This window comes from Paraburkholderia lebeckiae (assembly GCF_050436225.1).
GTDB classification, from domain to species: domain Bacteria; phylum Pseudomonadota; class Gammaproteobacteria; order Burkholderiales; family Burkholderiaceae; genus Paraburkholderia; species Paraburkholderia tuberum.
On record NZ_JBNDLU010000003.1, the window covers coordinates 664,160 to 677,574 of the forward strand.

Here is a 13,415-nt window from a genome sequence, read left to right on the forward strand (position 1 = left end):
ATGACTCATCACACGCTGTCCATGCCCGCTAGCGAAGCGCAGATTCGCGCGTTGCGCACGGGCGATACCGTTACGTTGACAGGCACGCTGTTCGGCATCCGCGACGCCACGCAGATCCATATGTTCGACCGTGGCCGCACGACTCGCTTCGATCTGCGCGGCCATGCGGTGATTCACACCGCGCCGAACGTGCGCAAAGTGCCACGCTCGGACGCACATCCGGCGGGCTACGAGCCCGTCTGCGTCGGCACGACGACGTCCGCACGCATGGAGCGCTTCACCGCGGCGCTGATGGCGCAGTACGGCGTGCGCATCGTGATCGGCAAGGGCGGGCTCGGGCAGGCGTCGAGCGATGCGTTCGCAAAATACGGCGGCGTGTATCTCGCGATCGTCGGCGGCACGGCGGCGCTGGAGACGACATGGATCGAACAGATCGAAGACGTCGATCTCGACGACCTGAACCCCGAATCGCTATGGCGCTTCAGGATCGGCGAATTCGGCCCGCTGCTCGTCGCGATGGATAGTCACGGCGGCAGCGTCTACACGAAGGTCCAGCAGAGCACGCGTGAGCGGCGCGAAGCGGTGCTCGCGTCGCTGGGCATCAGAAGCTGAACGAACGCAGCGTCGTTCATCACGGGAACCGACCATGAAGCACGTGGATACCGACATCCTGATTCTCGGCAGCGGCGGCGCGGGCCTGTTTGCCGCGCTGCATGCGCAGGCCGACGCGCCGCAGTTGCGCATCACGATCGCCGTGAAAGGATTGCTCGGCAAATGCGGCTGTACGCGCATGGTGCAGGGCGGCTATAACGTCGCGCTAGCACAGGGCGATTCGATCGAACGTCACTTCATGGATACGATCGAAGGCGGCAAATGGCTGTCGAACCAGGAACTCGCGTGGACGCTGGTGACACGCGCGGTCGAGCGGATAAACGAACTCGAAAACGAACTGGGCTGCTTCTTCGACCGCAACCCGGACGGCACGCTGAAGCAGAAGGCATTCGCCGGGCAAACCTTCGACCGCACGGTGCACAAGGGCGATCAGACTGGCATCGAGATCATCAACCGGCTTGCCGAACAGGTGTGGGCGCGCGGGATCGAGCGGCTCGAAGAACATCGCGCGGTGGAATTCATCGAGTCCGAAGACGGCAGCGCACTGGCCGGCGTGCTGATGATCGACATTCGCAGCGGCGAATTCGTCTTCGTGCGCGCGAAGGCCGTGCTGCTCGCGACGGGCGGCGGCCCCACGATGTACAAGTACCACACGCCGAGCGGAGACAAGAGTTGCGACGGCATGGCGATGGCGCTGCGTGCCGGACTCACGTTGCGCGACATGGAGATGGTGCAGTTCCACCCGACGGGCTTGCTGGCGGGCACTCATACGCGCATGACGGGCACCGTGCTCGAAGAAGGGCTGCGCGGCGCGGGCGGCTATCTGCTGACGGGCGACGGCGAGCGCTTTATGCACCGCTACGATCCGCGCGGCGAGCGCGCGACGCGCGACATCGTCTCGCGCAGCATTTACCGTGAACTGCGCGCGGGCAACACGACGCCGAACGGCGGCGTCTATCTGCGCATGGATCATCTCGGGCCCGACAGCGTGCGCCAGCGTTTCAAGGGCATGGTCGAACGCTGCGCGGATTGCGGCTTCGATCTGGCGGGCGGCCAGGTCGAAGTGGTGCCGACCGCGCACTACATGATGGGCGGCGTGATGTTCGAGACCGACTGTTCGACGACGCTGCCGGGCCTCTTCGTCGCGGGCGAGGATGCGGGCGGCGTGCACGGCGCGAACCGGCTGGGCGGCAACGGCGTCGCGAATTCGACGGTGTTCGGCGGCATTGCGGGTGAGACGCTCGCGCGCTGGGTGCCGCGCCATGGGCGCCTCGCCACCGCCGATGCCAGTCAGATCGAGCGCGCCATCGAACGTTGCACGCGGCCGCTCGGCCAGCCTGCGGGCGATCTCGAATCGATACGCGACGACCTGTACGAGTTGATGTGGCGCGACGTCGGCATCCTGCGCGACGGGCAGGGCTTGCTGCGCGCGAGAAGCGCATTGATCGACATCGGCGAACGGCTGGACCGCACGGGTGTCGATGGACGCGATCTGCGCTTCAACCTGTCGTGGCACGACTGGATGAACCTGCACAACCTGACGCTCGTTAGCCGCGCGATCACCGAGTCGGCGTTGCTGCGCGAGAATTCGCGCGGCGCGCATTTCCGCGAAGACTTTCCCGACGCCGGAGATCTGGACACATCCGAGTATGTATGCCTGCGGCTTCAGCAGAACGCCTTCGAAACCAGCCGCCGGCGCGTGCAGTTCACGCGCGTGAAGCCTGGTCAGTCGCTGCTCGACGAATCATTGCCACTGGCGGAAACGTCGGCCGCCGTCGTGAAGTGACGCTTCACGGCGGCCGTGAACGCTTCGCGTCCGTGTTCGCGCCGTTCCAGCAGGCCGACGCGGCGCGGCGCGATCCGCTCGGGCAACTCGGTCACGCGCAGCCCTGATTCGTGATTCCAGTTCGCATTCGCGAGACGCGGCACTACCGAAACGCCGAAACCGCGCTTCACCATTTCGCAGATCGATTCGAGCGAGTTCAGCTCCATGATGTCGTGCACGGAAGCGTCGAGGCCGCGCAGCGCGTCGTCGATCAGCATGCCTGTCCACGTCTGCCGGTCGAAACGGATGAACGGCTCACGAAGCAGCGTGTCGACGTGAGCGCGCGGATTTTCAGCCGACGAGATCAGCACCATCGGCTCGTGATACAGCACTGTCCACTTCAACGCGGCGGGAAAGCCGGTGGGCGACTGCGTGACGATGGCGGCGTCGAGCTCTCCGTTTTCCACGCGTACCGTGAAGTCACTCGACAGGCCCGTGAAAAGCTTCAGTTCGAGGCGCGGGTAGCGGCGTTTCAGATTCAGCATCGCATCGGCGAACGCGCCCATCAGCGACGACACCAGCGCGCCGACCCGCACGACGCCGGCCAGTTCGTCGCGGCCCGCCGTGGCCAGAATCCGCCGATAGTCGGCGACCAGCGTTTCGGCGAGCGGCACGATCGTGCGTCCCTGTTCGCTCAACGCGACCGAGCGCGCGCTCCGTTCGAACAGCACCATGTCGAGATCGCGTTCCAGTGAACGCATCTGCAGGCTCACGGCGGCCTGCGTGAGACACACTTCGTCGGCGGCTGCGGCGAACGAGCCGTGGCGCGCGACGGACAGAAACGTGACGAAATAGCGAATCGCACTCATGACGCTCACTCCGTTTGACGTTGCCGCATCGGCATTACTTTATCGCGTGAACAAGCGATGAACCCAGCAGCGCCACGCCCGAAGCGAACAGCAGCGCAAGCAGCACCCGGCGAAACGCGGTGTCCGACAGACGCCGATAAAGCCGTGAGCCGAGCCACGCAAACAGCAGCGACGACGGCAGCATCCAGGCGAAGAGTACTAGCGTCTGCTTGCCGATCAGGCCCGTCAGTGCATACGTGACGAGCGTCAGCGATTGCATCGCGATGAAAAAGCTTTGGCAGATCGCGCGCTGCGTATCTTTGTTGTGACCGCGCAGCATGCACCATATGGTCGGTGCCGGACCGACGAGCCCCGCAATGCCGCCCAGAATGCCGCCGACCACACCGACGCCGCCGTCCGCCCAGGCACCGCCTGCCGTCACCGTCGGCAGATCTTTCGCGGCGAGCATCACGCCGCAATAGACGATCATCAGCAGACCGGCACCGATCCGAAAGCCGACGGGATCGATGAACGGCAGCAGCGTCGCGCCGATCGGCACGCCGACAATGCCTCCTGCGATGAATGGACCGATGATCTTCGGCCGTATCTGCGAGCGCACCGTATGCACGGTTAGCATCTGTCCGACCAGCGAGCCGACCACGAGCATCGGCCCGATCGCTTGCGGCGGCAGCGCCCATGCCCAGAACACCATCGCGACGAGACCGAACGCAAATCCCGCCAGCCCCGACACGAAGCCCGCGACCGCGCTGCCTCCAATCACCAGCAGCGCGATGTCGGCGCTTAGCAACGAGCCTCCCGTGCGTGCACGCCATGCTTCACGACTGCATGCCCCAGCGTTGCACCGTATGGCGTTCGAGTACGCGGAAGATCAGGTTTTCGACGGCGAGGCCAATCAGAATCACCGTGAACAGACCCGCGAACACGTTCGCGATGTCGAGCAGGTTCTTGTTTTCGTAGATGAACCAGCCGAGGCCGCCGGAACCCGAACTCACGCCGAACACGAGTTCCGCCGCGATCAGCGTGCGCCACGCGAAGGCCCAGCCGATCTTCAGGCCGGTCAGAATGCTCGGGAACGCAGCGGGCACCAGAATCGCGGCGACGTAGCGCCCGCCGCGCAACCCATAGTTGCGCCCGACCATTTTCAGCGTGTTGCTCACCGACAGAAAGCCCGAGTGCGTATTCAACGCGACCGACCATGTCACCGAATGCACGAGCACGAAGATCAGGCTGCCGTTGCCGAGCCCGAACCAGATCAGCGCGAGCGGCAGCAGCGCGATGGCGGGCAGCGGGTTGAGCATCGACGTCATCGTTTCGAGAAAGTCCGTGCCGATGCGCGACGTGATCGCGGCGGCCGTCAGCAACGCGGCCAGCAGCAGACCGCAGCCGTAGCCGAGCAGCAATACGTGGATCGACGCCCATGCCTTGCCGGGCAGTTCGCCGTTTGCGATGCTCGTGCAGAACGCGTCGACGGTCGCGCTGAAAGTGGGAAACAGCAACGGATTGTTGAGCCAGCGTCCGTAGCCTTCCCAGACCAGCGCGAGCAGCGCGAGGATCAGGAACTTGCGCAGCCAGCTCTGGTTGTACAGGCGCTCGAACAGTGACAGCGGCTTTTCGACGACGCTGAAATGCTGTGCATCGCTGGGTTCGCGAATGATCTCGCCGCGCGGCGCGCGCGTGATCATGTCGTCATGGGGCGGATGGACGGATGCGGAACCGTGTGCGGTAGCGTCAGACATTCTCTGCCTCGTGGATTTCGTCTTCGAACAGCATGTGCTGGATGCGTTTTTCGAGCGTGGCAGCGGATTCACCTGCCGCCGCCGTATCGAGTTCTGCCTTGACCTGCCCCGGGTGCGGCGACAGCAACAGAATCCGGCTGCCGACCTTGATCGCTTCCGGAATCGAATGCGTGACGAATAGCACGGTGAAGCGCGTTTCCTGCCATAGCGTCAGCAGTTCGTCCTGCATCTTGCGGCGCGTGAGCGCATCGAGTGCGGCGAACGGCTCGTCCATCAGCAGGATGTCCGGTTCCATCGCCATGCCGCGCGCAATCGCCACGCGCTGCTTCATGCCGCCCGATAACGTATGCGGATGGCTGTCCGAGAATTTCGTGAGGTTGACCTTGTCGATGTAATGCATCGCGCGCTGTTCCGCTTCGCTCGCCGACAGCCGGTGCGAAGCGAGCAGCGGAAACATCACGTTCTGCTTGACCGTCTTCCACGGCAGCAACTGGTCGAATTCCTGAAAGACCATCATCCGGTCGGGGCCCGGCTTCGTCACCGTCTTGCCCTTCAGCGTGATCGAACCTTCCGTCGGCAGCAGATAGCCGCCGACGCTCTTGAGCAACGTCGATTTCCCGCAACCCGATGGCCCAAGCAAAACGAAACGGTCGCCTTCGAATACCTGAAAGTCGACGCGATACGTTGCCATCACGAGATGCCGCGGCGTCTTGTATTGCAGCGTTACGCCGGCGACATCCAGTAACGGCATGCCGCTCGGCGAGGATGTGGCGCGGGTGGCTCCAGCACGCGTGCGGTGCATGATCAACTCCCTTGAAGCGATTGGGCGGTCGGAAAGAACATGTCCTTCCACGAGGCGGGGTTTGGTCTTGATCAGGCCCGTGCGTGCCATGAAATCCGCGTATTTGACCGTGTTTTCGGGCGTGGTCGTGAAGGCGACATCGGGCGACGAAATCATCTTTTCGATGTCGGCGACATTGCTCTTGTCCTTGCTGATGCGCAGGTAGGCGAGTGCGGCCGCGTGCTTGTCCCTGGTGATCTGCGCTTCGGCATCGTCGAGCGCGGCCATGAAGGCTTGCACGAGTTTCGGATTCTGTTGATAGAACTTCGTCATGCACCAGACCAGATTGAATGTCGACTTGCCGCCCAGAATGTCATACGAATTCACAACGGTGCGCACGCCAGGGTGGGCCAATTCCTGTTCCTGAAAAGGCGGCGAGCCGAAATGCGCGGTCACTTCGCTATTGCCCGACAGCAGCGCCTGCTGCGCATCGGGATGAGCCAGCGAGACAGTGTATTTATCGAGCTGCCCCTGGTTGCCGGCGCCGAAGGCCTTTTCCGCGGCCATTTGCAACGTGATTGCCTGGATCGACACCTTCGCTGCGGGCAGCGCGATCTTGTCCTTGCCGGTGAAGTCTTTCAACGTTTTCACCGTCGGATTGTTGGTGTTCAACAGCAGCGGCATCGAATTGATCGCCGACAGCGCCTTGACCTCGACGGGCGTGCCGCGCGTACGCGCCCACAGCAGCACGAGCGGCGCGACGCCGCCTGAGGCGATCTGCAACGAATCGGACAGCAGCGCGTCGTTCATCACGTTGCCGCCCGCGAATTCGACCCATGACACTTTCAGATTCGGCACGCCCAGTTGCGCGGCGTGCTTTTCGAGCAGCTTCTGATCCTGCATCAGCATCAGCGGCAAATAGCTGACGCCGTATTGGCGCGCGATCCGGATCTCCGACAGTTCGGCGCGGGCGGGCGCACTGGTGAGAGCTGCGCCGAGAGCGAGCAGCGTTGAGAGAAATACGGCAACTTTACGAAGGCTCATTGCTGGACACTCCTTGCGACAGGAACGGCACGGCCAATCTGTTGAAATGCGACACCGGATAAACCGGATGGGTGGGGGCTGCGTGTGCTTATTCGGTCTCGCGTGGCTGCGGCCGGTGCAACGCATGCGTCACGCGGCAAGGCGCGACATGAAGGACATGAGCGGGATGACAATGAGGCGGGGTACGCATCGTGAGTGTCTCCTTGTTGCCGGCCTGCTCGCGACAAAACGGTTTGCGCGACGCGGCCGGAATCAGGTTCACAGATGGTGTGTTGTGGGCAACCGGATTGCGCGTGAAATGCCTTGCTTCGGTGACTGTGGCATTCAGCGAATTCAGCGCCGTGTGATTTAACTCATCTGTATGAGTAGCGAGTGTAGGTGATCGTGCTGTTGATTGCAAATGCGGGAAAACGTGACATGTGCGGCGCGCGGCCGGCGGCTTTTGGCGCTGCGCACCGCGCCTTGCTTCTGGCCTTGTCAGAGCGGCTCTTCGTGCGATGCCGAAGCACCGACGTATTCGTGGCGTGCGGTGTTCGCATGCGAGATCCGCACTTCGACGGGCGCCTGATGATACGAATACGCGACGCGCCGCACTTCAAGAAGCGGCGTGCCGTGCGGCACTTCCAGCAGCTTGCTTTCGAGTTCATTGGCTACCGCGACGCGCACGCGTTCCTCGGTGCCGAGCACGTTGATGTTGAACGCATCCTGATAGAAGTTGTACAGCGTGCTCGGCCGGCTGCGCAGCGCGGCTTCCGTCAGGCCCGGAAAACGCGCCTCGGGTACGGTGATGTTGTCGATCATCACCGTTTCGCCATGCAGCGCCAGACGGTTGATGAACGTGAACACGCGCGCGCCCGTTTCGACTTTCAGCAGCGTCGCGATATCGCGCGTAGCCTTGGCCTTCCTGAACTGCACGAGCGTTACGGTCGGGTAGGTCTTGTCGCCGTCCTGGCGGACGATGCGGAAGAAGCGGAAGAAATGACGATCACGCTGATGTTGCGCGACGAAAGTACCGAGCCCCTGATGCCGCACCAGAATGTTGTCGGCCACCAGTTCGTCGATTGCCTTGCGCAGCGTGCCGATCGATACGCCGAAGCGTTCGGCCAGCCGCTTTTCCGAAGGAATCGTTTCGCCGCCCTTCCATTCGTGCGCGGCCAGCGCGGCCAGCATCGCATTCTTCACTTCCTTGTAGCGCGTGCCGCCGATTGCCGGCGTGGTGGCCGCATCGTTCGGTAGATTGATACCTGTCGTCAACGTATTCATCGATCTCATCCTGTCGTTGCATCTTCATTGCTGCTGTCTTTCAATTGATTCTACTTCATACGGTTCATCAAACACATATAGATGATATGGTTGACATATGCAAATGTGCCGCCTAAGATGGGTTCACGCAGGCGAACCAAACCGTACCAACAGACTGGAGACAACTGATGAGCCACACCGCAGCAGGTGCACCGCAACAATCCGGTGAAGAATCTTCCGCCAGCCCTTTGTCAGACCGCAAAACGATTCATATCGTGCTGCACGAAGCGAAAGACACCGTCGGTGTGGCGGTTGTCGAAGGCATCAAGGCGGGGACCCAGTTGAACGCGTGGATCATGGACGACGACGAGCTCGTGACGATCTCGGCGAAACAGAACATTCCGATCGGTCACAAGGTGGCGCTGAAAGACATGGCGGTCGGCGACACGGTGTTCAAGTACGGCGTGGACATCGGCAAGGTCGTTGCGCCGATCCGCGCGGGTGAACATGCGCATGTTCACAACATCAAGACGAAGCGCTGGTAGCCGGCGCGAGGATCGACCAGCTCGCGCATCGTCATTGCGAGCGAGCTTCCCCACTCAACAGAGCCAGATCGAAGAGAGCCACCATGAGCGTGATTGACCAGAACACCACTTTCCGCGGGTTTCGCCGTTCCAATGGACGCGTCGGCGTGCGTAACCATGTGATCATCCTGCCCGTCGACGATTTGTCGAACGCCGCCGCGCTGGCCGTCGAAACGGCCATCAAAGGCACGATGGCGCTACCGCATCCATACGGCCGCCTGCAGTTCGGCGCCGACCTCGATCTGCACTTCCGCACGCTGATCGGCGCCGGCTGCAACCCGAATGTCGCGGCGGTCGTCGTGATCGGGATCGAGGAAGGCTGGACCAAACGTGTCGTAGACGGCATTGCGAAGTCAGGCAAGCCGGTGATGGGCTTCGGCATCGAACTGCATGGCGATCACGATACGATCATGCGTGCGTCGAAAACCGCGAAAGAGATGGTGCAGTACGCCACGTCTCTCGATCGCGAAGAATGCCCGATTTCGGACCTGTGGGTATCCACGAAGTGCGGCGAATCCGATACCACGTCCGGCTGCGGCGCGAACCCGACTGTCGGCAATGCGTTCGACAAGCTCTACGGGTTGGGCACGACGCTCGTCTTCGGCGAGACGTCCGAACTCACGGGCGGCGAGCAGATCGTTGCCGCGCGTTGCGCGAACGACCAGGTGCGCGAGCGCTTCCAGTTCATGTTCGACCGCTATCAGGACATGATCAATCGCTGGAAGACCGACGATCTGTCGGAGTCGCAGCCGACCAAAGGCAACATCGCGGGCGGCCTGACGACCATCGAAGAAAAAGCGCTGGGCAATATCCAGAAGATCGGCAAGAAGTGCAGAGTCGACGGCGTGCTCGACAAGGCCGAGGAACCGACGGGGCCGGGCTTGTGGTTCATGGATTCGTCGTCAGCCGCGGCCGAGATGGTTACGCTGTGCGCCGCGTCGGGCTTTGCCGTGCATTTCTTCCCGACCGGGCAGGGGAACGTGATCGGCAATCCGATCGTGCCTGTCATCAAGATTTGCGCGAACCCGCGTACGGTGCGCACGATGAGCGAGCATATCGACGTGGATGTGTCGGGACTGTTGCAGCGCGAACAGAATCTCGATCAGGCTGGCGACAAACTGCTGGAATCGATGCTGCGCACCGCGAACGGGCGCTTTACGTCGGCGGAAGCGCTGGGCCACCGCGAGTTCGTGTTGACGCGCCTGTTCGAAAGCGCGTAATTTCTCCGGGCCCGTCCTCGCGACGGGCCGCGCTGCATAGCGCGTGAATCCTGATCGCGGAGACGGCTGCGATGACAGTTAGCTTCGCGTCAGCTTCGGATCCCCTGTATTCAATGGAGTTTTCGCAGCAGCGCGCGCACGCGTGACGTCTCGGGCCCAGGAAGCCCGGCACGCGCCGCACGGCGCTGTTCCATTTTCCAGCAGCAGCGAGTGGAGGAGACACCATCTTGCGCGTGCTAAAACATCTTTACGTGCAGGTTCTGATCGGACTTGCGGCAGGCATTCTCGTCGGTTATTTCTGGCCGGATCTCGGCGTCCAGATGAAGCCGTTCGGTGATACCTTTATCCGGCTCATCAAGATGCTGATCACGCTGGTGATCTTCTGTACCGTCTCCGTCGGCATCGCGCGGATGGAGAATCTCAAGCAGGTCGGGCGCGTCGGCCTCAAAACCATCGTGTACTTCGAAGCGGTGACGACGGTGGCGCTCGTCATCGGCCTTGTCGTCGCCAATCTGCTGCACCCCGGCTCTGGGCTGAACATCGATCCGAAGACGCTCGATACGCAAGCAGTCAGCCATTACGTGACGGAAGTTCACGCGCAGTCGAACACCAGCTTCCTCGAAGAGATCGTGCCGAATTCGGTCGTGGGCGCGTTCGCGCGGGGCGATCTGTTGCAGGTGTTGCTGTTCTCGGTGTTGTTCGGCATCGCGCTATCGATCATGTCGCGGCGCAGCCGCTTCCTGTCGCGCGTGATCGAACAGAGCGGCGAAGCGCTGATGCGGATCGTCGAAATGATCATGCGCCTGGCTCCCCTTGGCGCGTTCGGCGCGATGGCGTTCACAGTCGGAAAATATGGCATTTCGACGCTGCAGCAACTCGGTCTGTTGATCGTGTGCTTCTATCTGACGAGCATTCTCTTCATCGCCCTGGTGCTGGGCACGATCTGCCGCTGGGCGGGCGTGGGGTTGTGGCCGCTGCTCAAGTATCTGCGTGAGGAACTGCTGATCGTATTGGGCACGTCTACAACGGAATCGGTGTTGCCTCGTTTGATGGAAAAGCTCGAACGGCTTGGGTGTCCGAAGCCGGTAGTCGGGCTCGTGCTGCCGACGGGCTATTCGTTCAACCTCGACGGCGCTGCGATCTATCTGACGATGACCTCGCTCTTCATCGCGCAGGCCACCAATACCCATCTCACGTTACTGCAACAGATCGGGCTGCTGGCGATATTGATGGTGACGTCAAAGGGCGGCGCGGGCGTGGCGGGTGCGGCGCTGGTCGCACTGACGGCGACACTGTCGACGCACAACATCATTCCGGTTGCGGGCATTACGCTGATACTCGGGATCGATCGCGTGCTCAACGAGATTCGCGCGATCGTGAACATGATCGGCAATGCGGTGGCGACGATTGTCGTCGCCCGCTGGGAAGGCGCATTCGATGTGCAGGCCGCGCGCAAACTGCTGGCCGCGCCGCCGGAAGTTCAACGCGGCGAGCCGCAAGCGAACGCAAGCGATGTCAACGACATGGCGCCGCCCGCATATGTACAGGAGCGCTCGAATTGAGCACGAACCTGAATACGAATCCGCGCGCGACGCGCAAGAAGATCGTCATCAGCGAATTCATCGACCCTTCCGCAGTCGCAGCGCTCAGCGAGCACTTCGACGTGCATGCCGATGCGTCGCTTGTCGATCAACCCGTTGCGTTGAACGCGTTGCTGGCCGATGCCGACGCGCTGATCGTGCGCAATCGCACGCAGGTAAGGGCCGCGCTGCTCGATGCCGCGCCGCGTCTGAGCGTAGTCGGGCGTCTGGGCGTCGGACTCGACAACATCGATCTGGACGCATGCGCGCAACGCAACGTATCGGTGTTCCCGGCGACGGGTGCGAATGCACGCGCGGTGGCCGAGTACGTGCTCGCCACGGCACTGATGCTGCTGCGCGGTGCATACCGTTGCAGCATGGAGGTCGCGGCGGGCAAATGGCCGCGCGCGGCGCTTTCGAATGGCCGCGAAGCGGCGGGTAGCACGCTTGCCGTAATCGGCTTCGGCGGCATCGGGCAACTCGTTGCGCAGCTCGCGCGCGCGCTGGGCATGCAGGTGGTCGCCTACGATCCGCTGCAGCCGGCCGACGCGGCGTGCTGGGCCGCGACCGGCGCACGCCGCGTGACCATCGACGAAGCGTGGCGTGCCGCCGATGTGATCACGCTGCATGTGCCGCTCGTCGACAGCACGCGCAATCTGCTCGGCGCATCGCAACTCGCGGCGCTGAAGCGCCACGCGATTATCGTCAACACGTCGCGCGGCGGGATCGTCGATGAAGCGGCGCTTGCCTTGGCGTTGCGCGAAGGCCGCATTGGCGGCGCGGCGCTCGACGTTTTCGACGATGAGCCGCTCGCCGCCCGTTCCCCGCTGGCCGACGCACCAAACCTCATTCTCACGCCGCACATTGCGGGGCTGACCATGCAGTCGAACGAACGTGTCAGCACGCTCGTTGCGGCGCGCGTGACGGAGGCCCTGCTTGCGCAGCGTGATTCACACGTGACCGAAGGAATTTCACGATGACGCGAGTCTCAGCCGACGAACTGCTCGAACTCGCGACGCGCGCCGTCCGCAACGCGGGCGCAACGCCGGAGACCGCGACGGCCACGGCCCGCGCGTTGGTGTATGCGGACTCGTGCGGGTTGTCGTCGCACGGTGTTTCGCGTTTGCCGATGTACGTCGCGCAGTTGCGCAACGGGCGCGTCGATCCGCAGGCGAAGCCCTCCATTGTTGCGACGCGCAACGCCGCCGTGCTCGTCGATGCCGCCGATGGCATGGCGTTTCCCGCCTGCGCGCTTGCTGTCGAGACCTTGATCGGCCGGGCGCGCGAACACGGCAGCGCAGTGGCGAGCGTGACCCGCAGCCATCATTTCGGCGTCGGCGCATATCACCTGGAGGCGATCGGCGCGGCGGGCATGGTGGGCCTTGCGTTCAGCAATTCCCCGGCGGCGATGCCCGCGTGGGGCGGGCGTCATGCGCTATTCGGCACCAATCCCATTGCCGCCGTGTTTCCGCGCCGCAATGGCGACGCATTGATAGTCGACCTGTCGCTGTCGCAAGTGGCGCGCGGCAAGATCATGGTTGCGGCGCGCGATGACAAGCCCATACCGTCCGGCTGGGCGACCGCCCGTGACGGTACGCCGACCACCGACGCCAAGGCGGCGCTCGACGGCATGATGCTGCCGTTCGGCGGCGCGAAAGGCGCGATGCTCGCGCTGATGGTCGAACTGCTGGCGGCGGCGCTGGCGGGCGCGAACTTCGGCTATGAAGCGGGATCGTTCCTGACCGAGGAAGGGGCACGCTCGCGGATCGGCCATCTGTTCTGGGCCATCGATCCGGGCGCGCTGGCGGGCAATGAGATATACGTAGAACGGGTCGAGGCGCTTGTCGCGGCGATGTTGCAGGATGCGGATGTCCGTTTGCCAGGGCAACGGCGGCATGCGTTGGCCGACGCGGCAAGCCGCGATGGAATCGAGATTCCCGATGCGCTGCTCACACAGTTGCAGACATTGGTCGCGTGATGCG

12 protein-coding genes and 1 pseudogene are annotated in these 13,415 nt (G+C 62.9%); 7 read left to right on the forward strand and 6 right to left on the reverse strand.

Features of this window, described 5'->3' with window-relative positions:
- On the forward strand, positions 1-612 hold the full coding sequence (locus tag OKW45_RS37830; RefSeq protein ID WP_184043520.1) for a FumA C-terminus/TtdB family hydratase beta subunit: 612 nt from the start codon (positions 1-3) through the stop codon (positions 610-612).
- Positions 613-646: 34 nt separating this feature from the next.
- Positions 647-2,398, forward strand: coding sequence for an L-aspartate oxidase (locus OKW45_RS37835; RefSeq protein WP_429473809.1), 1,752 nt, complete (start codon positions 647-649; stop codon positions 2,396-2,398).
- Here OKW45_RS37835 and OKW45_RS37840 read toward each other — a convergent pair.
- The 6 genes and pseudogenes from OKW45_RS37840 to OKW45_RS37865 all read right to left on the reverse strand — a co-directional run bounded on the left by OKW45_RS37840 (position 2,338) and on the right by OKW45_RS37865 (position 8,070).
- The gene (locus OKW45_RS37840) at positions 2,338-3,246 is read right to left on the reverse strand and encodes a LysR substrate-binding domain-containing protein (protein WP_018422886.1); all 909 of its coding nucleotides are present in this window, start codon (positions 3,244-3,246) and stop codon (positions 2,338-2,340) included. The two genes, OKW45_RS37835 and OKW45_RS37840, sit on opposite strands and share 61 nt — an antisense overlap.
- Positions 3,247-3,280: 34 nt before the next feature.
- Positions 3,281-4,033, reverse strand: coding sequence for a sulfite exporter TauE/SafE family protein (locus OKW45_RS37845; RefSeq protein WP_018422887.1), 753 nt, complete (start codon positions 4,031-4,033; stop codon positions 3,281-3,283).
- 28 nt (positions 4,034-4,061) lie between these two features.
- Positions 4,062-4,982: an ABC transporter permease gene (locus OKW45_RS37850; RefSeq protein WP_429473810.1), complete on the reverse strand. Its 921-nt coding sequence runs from the start codon at positions 4,980-4,982 to the stop codon at positions 4,062-4,064.
- Positions 4,975-5,733: an ABC transporter ATP-binding protein gene (locus OKW45_RS37855; RefSeq protein WP_018422889.1), complete on the reverse strand. Its 759-nt coding sequence runs from the start codon at positions 5,731-5,733 to the stop codon at positions 4,975-4,977. The genes OKW45_RS37850 and OKW45_RS37855 overlap by 8 nt, the downstream gene beginning before the upstream one ends.
- 315 nt (positions 5,734-6,048) lie before the next feature.
- Positions 6,049-6,933: pseudogene (locus OKW45_RS37860) on the reverse strand (ABC transporter substrate-binding protein); the annotation flags it as partial.
- 351 nt (positions 6,934-7,284) lie between these two features.
- Positions 7,285-8,070: a GntR family transcriptional regulator gene (locus OKW45_RS37865; protein WP_429473811.1), complete on the reverse strand. Its 786-nt coding sequence runs from the start codon at positions 8,068-8,070 to the stop codon at positions 7,285-7,287.
- A 254-nt stretch (positions 8,071-8,324) separates the two neighbouring features.
- Between OKW45_RS37865 and OKW45_RS37870 the strand changes: the two genes are divergently transcribed.
- The 5 genes from OKW45_RS37870 to OKW45_RS37890 all read left to right on the forward strand — a co-directional run bounded on the left by OKW45_RS37870 (position 8,325) and on the right by OKW45_RS37890 (position 13,411).
- On the forward strand, positions 8,325-8,594 hold the full coding sequence (locus tag OKW45_RS37870; protein ID WP_018422892.1) for a UxaA family hydrolase: 270 nt from the start codon (positions 8,325-8,327) through the stop codon (positions 8,592-8,594).
- 83 nt (positions 8,595-8,677) lie between these two features.
- The gene (locus OKW45_RS37875) at positions 8,678-9,853 is read left to right on the forward strand and encodes a UxaA family hydrolase (RefSeq protein WP_018422893.1); all 1,176 of its coding nucleotides are present in this window, start codon (positions 8,678-8,680) and stop codon (positions 9,851-9,853) included.
- A gap of 227 nt (positions 9,854-10,080) precedes the next feature.
- Positions 10,081-11,415 (forward strand): C4-dicarboxylate transporter DctA, encoded by a 1,335-nt coding sequence (gene dctA / locus OKW45_RS37880; RefSeq protein ID WP_018422894.1) that lies wholly within the window; start codon positions 10,081-10,083, stop codon positions 11,413-11,415.
- Positions 11,412-12,413 carry a hydroxyacid dehydrogenase gene (locus OKW45_RS37885; RefSeq protein WP_429473812.1) on the forward strand — a complete coding sequence of 334 codons (1,002 nt, stop codon included), beginning with the start codon at positions 11,412-11,414 and terminating at the stop codon, positions 12,411-12,413. Before dctA ends, OKW45_RS37885 begins: the two co-directional genes overlap by 4 nt.
- Entirely contained in the window at positions 12,410-13,411 is a 1,002-nt protein-coding gene (locus tag OKW45_RS37890) for an Ldh family oxidoreductase (protein ID WP_018422896.1), read from the forward strand. Before OKW45_RS37885 ends, OKW45_RS37890 begins: the two co-directional genes overlap by 4 nt.
- The last annotated feature ends 4 nt before the right edge of the window (positions 13,412-13,415 follow it).